This window comes from Nocardia sp. No.11 (assembly GCF_038752175.1).
GTDB classification, from domain to species: domain Bacteria; phylum Actinomycetota; class Actinomycetes; order Mycobacteriales; family Mycobacteriaceae; genus Nocardia; species Nocardia canadensis.
The window spans coordinates 48,404-55,939 of sequence record NZ_JBCGFB010000036.1; the positions used below are offsets into that span (position 1 = coordinate 48,404).

At 69.9% G+C, this 7,536-nt stretch carries 5 protein-coding genes and 1 pseudogene; 5 read left to right on the forward strand and 1 reads right to left on the reverse strand.

Annotation, left to right across the window (positions count from 1 at the left end; translation table 11 throughout):
• Positions 1 to 120 precede the first annotated feature (120 nt).
• Positions 121 to 1,476: a TerD family protein gene (locus V8688_RS14025; RefSeq protein WP_342800951.1), complete on the forward strand. Its 1,356-nt coding sequence runs from the start codon at positions 121 to 123 to the stop codon at positions 1,474 to 1,476.
• Here V8688_RS14025 and V8688_RS14030 read toward each other — a convergent pair.
• A complete protein-coding gene (locus V8688_RS14030) occupies positions 1,446 to 2,429 on the reverse strand; it encodes a LysR family transcriptional regulator (protein ID WP_218720063.1) in 984 nt (327 codons plus the stop codon). The genes V8688_RS14025 and V8688_RS14030 overlap by 31 nt on opposite strands.
• 96 nt (positions 2,430 to 2,525) lie before the next feature.
• Between V8688_RS14030 and V8688_RS14035 the strand changes: the two genes are divergently transcribed.
• From V8688_RS14035 to V8688_RS14050, 4 genes and pseudogenes are all read left to right on the forward strand, one after another.
• The gene (locus tag V8688_RS14035; RefSeq protein WP_342800952.1) at positions 2,526 to 3,920 is read left to right on the forward strand and encodes an MFS transporter; all 1,395 of its coding nucleotides are present in this window, start codon (positions 2,526 to 2,528) and stop codon (positions 3,918 to 3,920) included.
• A complete protein-coding gene (locus tag V8688_RS14040) occupies positions 3,917 to 4,663 on the forward strand; it encodes a 3-hydroxybutyrate dehydrogenase (protein ID WP_218720065.1) in 747 nt (248 codons plus the stop codon). The genes V8688_RS14035 and V8688_RS14040 overlap by 4 nt, the downstream gene beginning before the upstream one ends.
• Positions 4,660 to 6,642, forward strand: coding sequence for an acetoacetate--CoA ligase (locus V8688_RS14045; protein WP_342800953.1), 1,983 nt, complete (start codon positions 4,660 to 4,662; stop codon positions 6,640 to 6,642). The genes V8688_RS14040 and V8688_RS14045 overlap by 4 nt, the downstream gene beginning before the upstream one ends.
• Before the next feature lie 201 nt (positions 6,643 to 6,843).
• Positions 6,844 to 7,536: pseudogene (locus V8688_RS14050) on the forward strand (hypothetical protein); the annotation flags it as partial.

The following is a 7,536-nucleotide window of genomic DNA, read 5'->3' on the forward strand; positions in this document are numbered from 1 at the left end:
GCTATCGAGACCGACAGTCCAGGTACCCGCTGCGCGAGCTCGCGCGATGCCGGGCCGCACGCACGGGGCGCGGGTACCGTGGGGTCGCGATGAGGGCAACGACCGGTGGAGGGCGGCGTCATGACAGGGAACGCAACGGTGGTCGAGGTTTCGAAGGGGTCCAAGACCGATCTGGTCGACGGGCGCTACACGGTGCGCATCGACCTGGACGGTCCGGCCGGCGCGGTCGACGTGTCGGCCGTGCTGGTGACCGCGGACGGCCGGGTCCGCTCCGACGCCGATTTCGTGTTCTTCAACAATCCGTCGGCCCCGGGCGTGCGGCTGGAATCCGACGCCGTGGTGTCGGTGGACCTGGCCGCCGTCCCCGCCGAGATCGAGCGGGTGGTGATCGCGGCAAGCACCGAGGCGCAGGGTATCCGGTTCGGGCAGGTCAGCGGGCTTCGGGTAGCGGTAGCCGGACCCGGGCAAGTGCTGACTTTCGTTCCGCCGGGCCTGGATTCGGAGACGGTGCTGCAAGCGGTCGCGCTGTATCGGCGGGGCAGCGGGTGGCGGCTGGACGCGATCGGGCAGGGTTACAGCGCGGGACTGGCGGCCTTCGCGACCGAGTACGGGATCGTGGTCGACGAGGAGGAGCCTGCCGGGATCGTCGCGCCTGCCGGTGCGCCGTCGCATCCCGCCGAATCCGTCGGCGTGCTGCCGCAGCCCGTCGCGCCGCGACCACATCCGGCTGCGGCGATCGACCTCCGCAAGGTCGACGTCGTCCTCACCAAGGACTCGCCCGACCGGCGTGCCAGCATCGACCTGCGCAAGGGCGACCCGGGCTACGTCCTGACCGTCGGCCTCGAATGGGACGGCCGCGGCGCGCACTACGACGCCGACGGGCGCGTGACGAAGTACGGCAAGGGTGATCTGGACGTGTACTTCTTCTGCCGCAACGAGATCACCGGCGACTACGTCGTGATCAGCGGCGAGAAGGGGCACCAGGGCGACCTGGCCGAGTGGCCGTTTCTGCACCACCAGGGCGACAGTCGCGGCCCCGGGGCGAAGAACCTGCCCGCTACCGAGCAGGTGATCGTGCGCCCGACCGAGAACGGCGACCTGCTGCTCAACGTGTATCAATCCGTCGACAACGGCGCGGGCGCGATCGATACCTTCGGCAGACCTCGCGTGCGAGTCCGCTACGGCCGTGCCGGTCGCGACGGGCTCCCCGGTCCCGACGCCGATCAGATCACCGTCATGATCGGCAACGGCAAGAACTCGTTCTGGGCGACCGTCGCCCACATCGATGTCCGCGACGGCATCCTCACCGTCGACGGCACCACCCGCTACAGCCGTGCGTTCAGCGAACGGATGCCCGTCCTCGACACCAGGGGCACCTGGCTGCGATCGGCCAAGAACGGTCCGGTCGGGCGCAGCAAGAGCAGCAACGGCCTCGGCTTGAGCCACTACGCCGGACGCTGCCCCGACCCACGCTGAGTTCCGAGGAGTTCCGCACGCCGTTCCTCGACCGTGGCACGCAGGGCGTCGACGACGGCGGCGACCTCGGGCCGCCGCAGCGTTTCGCGACGGGTCACGAGCCAGTAGGTGAGCTGTACGCGCACCTGTGGTCCGAGCACCCGGACGAGATCGTCGTGCCGGTCGGCCATGAAGCACGGCAGCAGGCCGATCCCGGCCGCGGCGCGGGTGGCCTCGACATGGACGAAAACATTGGTGGACGAGACGGATCGGCGCATGTCGGGCGCGAATCTGGTGGCCAGGTCGAGATCGTCGACCTGCAGGATGGATTCGATGAAGTAGATCAGCGGATAGTGGCGCAAATCCTCGACGGCGGCCGGTGTGCCGTGCTCGGCGAGGTAGTCACGCGCGGCGTAGAGGCCGAGGCTGTAGTCGCCGAGCCGGATCGCCTCGGCGCGATGGACCTGGGGTTGTCCGACCACCACTTCGATATCGAGCCCGCTGCGCTGGGTGGACGCGCGCCGGGTGGTGGCGATGATGTCCACCGCCACCCGAGGATGCGTGCGCTGCACCCGCGCGGCGGCGGGTGCGGCCAGGTAGGCGCTGAATCCGTCGGTGGCCGAAAGCCGCACCACTCCTTCGAGTTCCCGCGCCCCGCCGGCGGAGCCGAGTGAGCGCACCGCGGTCTCGATGGTCTCGGCGGCGGCCAGGGCCGATCGTCCGAGATCGGTCAGTTCCCAGCCGCCGGTGACGCGGGTCAGCACCCGGCCACCGACCGCGCGTTCGAGCGCGGCGATCCGCCGCGAGATCGTCGTGTGGTTGATGCCCAGTTCCTCGGCGGCGGTGACATAGCGGCCCGATCGGCCGACCGCCAGCAGCACCAGCAGGTCGTCGGCGCTGGGCCGCCGCCCTGGATCAGTCGAGGTCCCGCTCATATCTGCATCTTTGCAGATCCTCGGTGCGAACTTGGCCATTGCGACGGAATTCGATCTGCACGAATACTCTTCGCATTGCTAGTGGGCCACATCACACTGTCGGCGTGATATGGCCCCGATCACCAAGGAGCAGTGATGAGCGTCCGCAATGCGACCCCGGCGGCCGGCGAGGACCGCGCCCCGAGCGGTCTGCGCCGAGTGGTAGCCGCCTCGATGGCAGGCACCGTCGTCGAATGGTACGAGTTCTTCCTCTACGGCACCGCCGCCACCCTCGTCTTCAGCAAGGTGTTCTTCGCCAAGGGCACCAGCGATCTGGACGCGATCCTGGCCGCGTTCGTCACCTACGCCGTCGGCTTCGCCGCGCGCCCGCTCGGCGGCATCGTCTTCGGCTACTTCGGTGACCGCTACGGCCGCAAGAAGCTGCTGCAGTTGAGCCTGGTCCTGGTCGGTGGCGCGACCTTCCTGATGGGCTGTCTGCCCACCTTCGCCCAGATCGGTTACTGGGCCCCGGCGCTGCTGGTGACCTTGCGCTTCATCCAGGGCTTCGCGATCGGCGGCGAATGGGGCGGCGCCGTCTTGCTGGTGGCCGAACACAGTCCCAGCCGCAGTCGCGCGTTCTGGTCGAGCTGGCCGCAGGCCGGTGTGCCCGCGGGCAATCTGCTCGCCACGGTGGTGCTGCTCGTGCTCACCTCGACGCTGTCCGATGCCGCGTTCCTGAGCTGGGGCTGGCGCGTCGCCTTCTGGCTGTCGGCGGTGGTGGTGCTGGTCGGCTACTACGTGCGGACGAAGGTCACCGACGCCCCGATCTTCGTCGAGGCGCAGCGGCAGATGGAGCACGCCAAGGCCACGTCGTTCAGCGTGTTCGAGGTGCTGCGCCGGTACCCGCGCGGCGTCTTCACCGCCATGGGGCTGCGTTTCGGCGAGAACATCATGTACTACCTGGTCGTCACCTTCTCGATCACCTACCTGAAGGTGCACGTGCACGCCGACACCACGACGATCCTGTGGTGGTTGCTGGCCGCGCACGCCGTGCACATGGCGGTGATCCCGCTGGCGGGTCATCTCGGTGACCGGTTCGGCCGCAGGCCCGTCTATCTCGCCGGCGCGCTGGCCGCGGCGACGTGGGGCTTCTTCGCCTTCCCGCTGATGGACTCCGGCCACAGCCTGCTGATCCTGACCGCGATCATCGTCGGCCTGGTCTTCCACGGCCTCATGTACGCCGGTCAGCCCGCCATCATGGCCGAGATGTTCCCGACCCGGATGCGGTATTCCGGTGTGTCCCTGGGGTATCAGGTCACCTCGATCGTGGCGGGCTCGCTCGCCCCGATCATCGCGGTCAAGCTGCTCGATTCCTACGGCTCCTCGGTCCCGATCGCGGTGTACCTCGCGGTGGCGGCGGCGATCACGGTGATCGCGGTGCTGTGCGCGAAGGAGACCAAGGGCATCGACCTGGAATCGCTGGACGCCGCGGACGCGGCCGAGACGGCGAGCGCCCCGGCGGTCGTGTCGACGAAGGTCGTCGCGGCATGAGCGACCTGATCGGACGCACGGCGCTGGTCACCGGCGCGGCCGGCGGCATCGGCGCGGCCTGCGCCCACGAGCTGGCCGCGCGGGGCGCGGAGGTGACGGTCGCCGACGTGAACGAGCTGGGCGCCAAGACCGTGGCCGCCGAGATCGGCGGGCACGCCTGGGCCGTCGACCTGCTCGACGTCGACGCGCTCACCGAACTGAGCCTGTCGGTGGACATCCTGGTCAACAACGCGGGCGTGCAGACCGTCAGCCCGCTCGAGGACTTCCCGCCCGCCCGGTTCCGCCTGATCCAGACGCTCATGGTGGAAGCGCCGTTCCTGCTGATCCGCGCGGCGCTGCCACATATGTACGCCCAGGGTTTCGGCCGCATCGTCAACGTGTCCTCGGTGCACGGCCTGCGCGCCTCGCCCTACAAGGTCGCCTACGTCACGGCCAAGCATGCGCTGGAAGGACTGTCGAAGGTGACCGCGCTCGAGGGCGGCCCGCGCGGCGTCACCAGCAATTGCGTCAATCCCGGGTATGTGCGCACTCCGCTGGTGGACAAGCAGATCGCCGAACAGGCCGCCGCGCACGGCATTCCCGCGCGGGAAGTGGTGGAGAAGGTGTTGCTCACCGAGAGTGCGATCAAGCGGCTGATCGAGCCCGAGGAGGTGGCGGCGCTGGTCGGATGGCTGGCCTCCGACCAGGCGGGCATGGTCACCGGATCCTCGTATGTCATGGACGGTGGGTGGAGCGCGCGATGACCAGCGTGACAGCGGCGCAGTGGGTGCCGGGAGAGCAGGACATCGCGCGGGCGCGGATCACCGATTTCGCGCGGTTCGTGGCCGCTCGGCACGGGGTCGAGGTCCCGGATTACCGGGCACTGTGGCAGTGGTCGATCGACGACCTGGCCGGGTTCTGGGGGGCGGTCTGGGACTACTTCGAGCTGGGCGAGCGGTCCGCGCAAGTCCTGGCCGACACCGGAATGCCCGGCGCGCGATGGTTTCCGGGCACGCGGGTGAACTACGTCGATCAGGTGATCCGGCAGGCGCGCACGGATCGGCCCGCGATCGTCACCATCGACGAGGACGGTGCGATGTCGGAACTGTCGTGGGCCGAGATGCTCAGCCGCGCCGCCGGATTCGCCGCTACTCTCCGCGGGATCGGGGTCGGGCCCGGGGATCGAGTAGTCGGCTACCTGCCGAACATCGCCGAGGCGGTGATCGCGTTCCTGGCGACGGCGAGTATCGGCGCGATCTGGAGTGCGTGCGGGCAGGACTACACGGCGAAGGCCGCACTGGACCGGCTGGGCCAGCTCGCGCCGAAGGTGCTCGTGACCTGCGATGGATACCGCTTCGGCGGCAAGGAACACCGCAAACTCGCCGAGATCGCGGCACTGCGTGCCGCACTGCCCGAGCTGCGCGCGACCGTGCTGGTGTCCCGGCTCGGCGACGCGGTCGAGGGCGCGCTCGGCTGGGACGAGGCGACCGGATCGGCGGGCACGGCACCGGAGACCGCGCAGGTCGGCTTCGATCATCCCCTGTGGGTCCTGTACTCCTCCGGCACCACGGGGTTGCCCAAAGGCATCGTGCACGGCCACGGCGGTGTCCTGCTCGAACATCTCAAAGCGCTGGCCCTGCAGTCCGATCTCGGCCGCGACGACACCTACTTCTGGTACACCAGCCCGAGCTGGATGATGTGGAACTACCAGGTCGCCGGGCTGCTGGTCGGCGCGACCATCGTCTGCTATCCGGGGAGCCCGACCGCGCCCGCCCCGGATGCGCTGTGGAACATCGCCGCTCGGGTGCGCGCGACCGTGGTCGGGACCAGCCCTGGCTACGTCCTCGCGTGCGCGAAGGCGCAAGCCGTGCCGCGACGCGACCACGACCTGGCCGCGTTGCGTCTGATCGGGGTCACCGGCTCGGCGCTGCCCGCGTCGTCGTCGCTGTGGTTGCGCGACAATGTGGGCGACCACATCCCGGTGTCCTCGATCAGTGGCGGCACCGACATCGTGTCGGCCTTCGCGGGTGGGGTGCGCACCGTCCCGGTGTGGCCCGGGGAGTTGTCCGCCCCCTATCTCGGTGTCGCGTTGGCGGCATGGGACGACGCGGGCCGACCCGTGCACGACGCCGTCGGCGAGTTGGTCGTCACCGCGGCGATGCCGTCCATGCCGCTGCGCTTCTGGCACGACCCCGACGGATCGCGGTACCGCGCCGCCTATTTCGAGACCTACCCGGGCGTCTGGCGGCACGGCGACTGGATCACCGTCACCGAGCATCACAGTGTCGTCGTCCACGGCCGCTCCGACTCCACCCTCAACCGGCACGGCATCCGGATGGGCAGCGCCGATATCTACCAGGCCGTCGAACAGCTTCCCGAGATCGTCGACTCCCTGGTCATCGGCGCCGAACAGCCCGACGGCGGCTACTGGATGCCCCTGTTCGTCGTCCTCCCGGCCGGTGCCACCCTCACCGAGGCGCTGCGGACCCGGATCGCCGCCACCATCCGCACCGACGTCTCGCCCCGCCACGTCCCCGACGACATCCTGGCCGCGCCGGGCGTGCCCCGCACCCGCACCGGCAAGAAGCTGGAGGTCCCCGTCAAGCGAATCCTGCAGGGCGCGGATCCCTCGGACGTTCTCGACCCGACCACCGTCGATCACCCGGCTCTGCTCGACTGGTACGCCCAGATCCGCCGTCGACGTCTGCGCCCGGCCGGCGACCCTGCCGGGCGGCGGCCATGACACGATCGCTGGGAACCCGCGACCTGCCCGAACGGCAGCCCGCGGGATCCGAGGCGGATCAGGGCTGGTCCGCGGGCGTGCGCGACGGTCGTCCGGCGCGGCGGACGGCACGAGACGTAACGTGCCGGCCGTCGGCGGCGACCGCAATGGTGTGGGCTGGACCAGTGAGGACGGGAGGGCAGGCGCGTGACGGTCGGTCGGATGAGACGAACAGTCGTGGTGGCCGGGACCGCCGGTGTCCTCGGTCTGCTCGGATACGGCGGGGTCGCGGGCGCCGAGCCGGGTCTGGTCGCCAGTGCGGCGATCGGCGTCGCGGGAGCACCCGCCGGGAACGGTTTCACGACGAGTGCGGATCCCTGGTTGGTTGCCGGCCCGGGCGACCACGGCAACGGGGGCGGCAATCACGGCAATGGCAACCAGGGTAACGGCGTCGGCAACAGCGGCAACCAGAACCCCGGCAGCGGAAACGGCAACCAGGGAAATGGGAAAGGAAACCAGGGCAACAACGGGAATTCCGGCAGCAACGGGAATCAGAACCCGGGCAGCGGAAACGGCAACCAGGGAAATGGGAAAGGCAACCAGGGCAACAACGGGAATTCCGGCAGCAACGGGAATCAGAACCCGGGCAGCGGCAACGGGAATCAGGGCAACGGCGGCGGCAACCAGGGCGGCAACCCGAATCCGGGCAACGCTCCCGAGCCGCAAGCGCCGGCCCAGCAAGCCGCTCCCGAAGGCCCGGCTCCCGAAGCTCCGTCGGCACCAGCCCAGCCCGACCCCGAGCCCGCCGCACCCGGGGACGCCGAACCGGATGCCGCCGAACCGGGCGGGTCGGCACCGGCGAGTCCACCCGGCGGAGGTGCCCCGCCCGCGGGATCGGGGCCGGGTGGTGCGGCT